The organism is Microcystis sp. M53598_WE2 (assembly GCF_030067735.1).
Lineage (GTDB): Bacteria > Cyanobacteriota > Cyanobacteriia > Cyanobacteriales > Microcystaceae > Microcystis > Microcystis aeruginosa.
In genome coordinates this window covers 1-1,582 of the sequence record NZ_JASJFE010000858.1, presented here as the reverse complement: position 1 = coordinate 1,582, position 1,582 = coordinate 1, and the positions used below count along the sequence as shown (strand labels likewise).

The 1,582-nt window shown below is 44.8% G+C and carries 4 protein-coding genes and 1 pseudogene; 3 read left to right on the top strand and 2 right to left on the bottom strand.

Features of this window, described 5'->3' with window-relative positions; genetic code table 11:
• Positions 1–103 (bottom strand): helix-turn-helix domain-containing protein (locus PX636_RS17335; protein WP_288118041.1); only part of this gene is annotated, 103 nt, incomplete at its 3' end.
• Between the two features lie 91 nt (positions 104–194).
• Positions 195–398: pseudogene (locus tag PX636_RS17330) on the bottom strand (SAM-dependent chlorinase/fluorinase); the annotation flags it as partial.
• Positions 399–532: 134 nt separating this feature from the next.
• On the opposite strand from PX636_RS17330, the gene pirA reads away from it, so the two are divergent.
• From pirA to PX636_RS17315, 3 genes are all read left to right on the top strand, one after another.
• Positions 533–694 (top strand): arginine synthesis PII-interacting regulator PirA, encoded by a 162-nt coding sequence (gene pirA / locus PX636_RS17325; protein ID WP_002733724.1) that lies wholly within the window; start codon positions 533–535, stop codon positions 692–694.
• Between the two features lie 154 nt (positions 695–848).
• Positions 849–1,013 carry a DUF8624 family small hydrophobic protein gene (locus tag PX636_RS17320; protein WP_002760035.1) on the top strand — a complete coding sequence of 55 codons (165 nt, stop codon included), beginning with the start codon at positions 849–851 and terminating at the stop codon, positions 1,011–1,013.
• Positions 1,006–1,461 carry a GNAT family N-acetyltransferase gene (locus PX636_RS17315; RefSeq protein WP_288118039.1) on the top strand — a complete coding sequence of 152 codons (456 nt, stop codon included), beginning with the start codon at positions 1,006–1,008 and terminating at the stop codon, positions 1,459–1,461. Before PX636_RS17320 ends, PX636_RS17315 begins: the two co-directional genes overlap by 8 nt.
• Positions 1,462–1,582 lie beyond the last annotated feature (121 nt).

Below are 1,582 nucleotides of genomic sequence, written 5' to 3'. Positions count from 1 at the left end.
GGAGTGCCTTATTGTAAACTAATCTTACACAGCCCAAAGTGCGCCGCAATAGCGACTCTTGTGTTGGTGTGGGGTAAAATCGAAACGAATAGGCTTTTTCCATACCTCACATTTTAGCATATATTTCGTAAACGATGCTCATATTTAACAGTAAAGCCGTCGTAGAACGACGGGGTTTCAGACCCAAATTTTCGATGAATAGTGCCTTGGGGAAAATATTGATAGGCATTCAGGAGAATAAAACGACCAGCGTAAAGGTCTTGGGGCGAAATTTGATGATTCAGATCGATCGTGCGAGCATGGGGGGCAATTCCCGCGATTACTCCCTTGATAATGCCCACATAACCGTCCTGTAGTCCAAAATCGCTAGTAAGGGTTATCAGTGCCTGTTCCGTCATCGACTTGTCACTAAGGTTGCCAACAGCTTTAATAAATCTTAACGCTAAATTCAGTAGCTAAAGATACAGTTTCCCAAGGAGAATGTTATGATTTAGATATAAGGTAAGTTAAGTCGCTCAAAAGTCTGTCCACCATGAACAAAAATCGTCAGCAAGTCCTAACACAGGCCACCGTGGCCCATAGGGAAACACTCCGCAGAAATTTACAACACCGACTGGAAGTAGCTAGAGCGCAGGGAAATGAGGCTCTAGTGCGTCAATTGGAAGCAGAGGCGGCCTATTTGCACCTTCGTTAGATTTAATCGGTGTTTAGTCATAGTCTAGTTGTCGGTTTGTAGTGATCGGTATGCCGATCACTTTTTTTTGGGCGAATTTTTTTAAAAAAATTGCCGATATCTCCACTGGCAATCCTTAAAATAGAAGGAACAGCAGTTTAGAGATCAAATAATTATGGCTTTTTTTCGGCAATATATCGCCCCGCTCCTGACTATCTTCGTGTTTTTAGTTGCTCTGGTTGCCACTGGCATCCGGATTTTTTTACCGGCAGATTTAGCGGCACCCGCTCCGATCGAGCCATCCCTGGGCATAATTTTCTCTTATCCTTGGCATGGCTAACCTTCCCGAAGATTATCGGCTGCGACTGGGAAAAACTGGCGATCGCTATCTACTAATTAATTTTCTCACCCGCACCTATGAAGAATTTTTTCCCGAACAAAAAAACCTCTCCCATCTAGCTGATACAGTCAGACAGTTTTTTTGCTCCGATACTCCCCTGTGGATCGTCGAAGGACAACAAACGGCGATCGCTTGTCTCTGGATGGGGAGCGCCGTCGATCAGGTGACAGGCGATCGCTATGGTCATATTTTCCTAATTTACGTCGATCCCCAGCATCGTCGCCAAGGTATCGCCAGCGCACTAATCGATCGAGCTAAGGATTGGGCAAAAAGTCGCGGACAAACCCGCATCGGTTTACAAGTCTTCATCAATAACGACAATGCTCTCAATCTCTACCAAAATCTCGGCTTTCAAACTCGCTCTTTGCTGATGTTGAAAAATATTTAGGGTTTGCGGCAAAAAGTTTTTCCTGGGGGCAGGGTGTGGGGTGTAGGGTGTAGGGTGTAGGGTTTTAGCGATTTTGAGGGGGTCAATTACCTAATTTTCAGGGAAAAAGTCCAGGAATTTT

Bases quoted from the DNA above. Each gene is read 5' to 3' on its own strand.
- pirA (WP_002733724.1), top strand. From the start codon at position 533: ATGAACAAAAATCGTCAGCAAGTCCTAACACAGGCCACCGTGGCCCAT.
- PX636_RS17320 (WP_002760035.1), top strand. From the start codon at position 849: ATGGCTTTTTTTCGGCAATATATCGCCCCGCTCCTGACTATCTTCGTG.
- PX636_RS17315 (WP_288118039.1), top strand. From the start codon at position 1,006: ATGGCTAACCTTCCCGAAGATTATCGGCTGCGACTGGGAAAAACTGGC.